The organism is Pseudoalteromonas sp. 0802, from assembly GCF_013350085.1.
Classification (GTDB): domain Bacteria; phylum Pseudomonadota; class Gammaproteobacteria; order Enterobacterales; family Alteromonadaceae; genus Pseudoalteromonas.
The window spans coordinates 1-677 of sequence record NZ_JABVXE010000072.1 but is presented as its reverse complement, the minus strand read 5'-3'; the positions used below and the strand labels follow the sequence as shown (position 1 = coordinate 677).

Sequence of the window (677 nt, the reverse complement as noted above, 5' to 3'; positions counted from 1 at the left end):
GCCTCTCTACCCCATTAGAAAAAACTGACTACATAGCTCGCTTTAGCGCTGATGAATTCATAGTTATTTTGAGTTCGAAGCCCTCATCAAATCATGAAAAATTAACTCAGCTTTTGGTTGATTCATTTAATTCACCTTTAAAACTGCATGACCAACTGATTTTTATTTCAATTAGTGTCGGGATCTGTCGTTTTCCGAATGATGGAAATTCAGTAAGAACTTTATTACAGTGCGCTGAAACCGCAATGTACGACGCCAAGGAAAATGGACGTAGTCAGTTTAGAATTTATAACAAAGCGATGAGCGATAGCTCGCATTTCCAGATTGAGATATCACAGCGCCTCAGAGAGTCACTAATACATGAAGAGTTTCACCTTGTATATCAACCCATCTACTGCGCTCAGTCTGAAAAAATAGTTGCTTGTGAGGCTCTATTGCGTTGGGATTCTAATGCTAATAAAAACAATACCACTCCTGATACTTTTATACCCATTGCGGAAAAAGTCGGTCTCATGATCCCAATTGGTAACTTAATATTTCATATGGCCCTCAAAGAACTAAAAAAATGGCGCTCTAATGGTATAAATGATGTTCGCATGCTGATTAATATTTCAGGAAAGCAATTGCTCCAAAAGGAGTTCTTTTCACAGCTTTCTGAATTACTTGAAATATATGAA

Annotated in this window: 1 protein-coding gene; it reads left to right on the top strand. The window is 37.4% G+C overall.

Going from position 1 to position 677, the window contains the following annotated elements:
- Positions 1–677 (top strand): EAL domain-containing protein (locus tag HUS61_RS21165; RefSeq protein WP_175087005.1); only part of this gene is annotated, 677 nt, incomplete at both ends.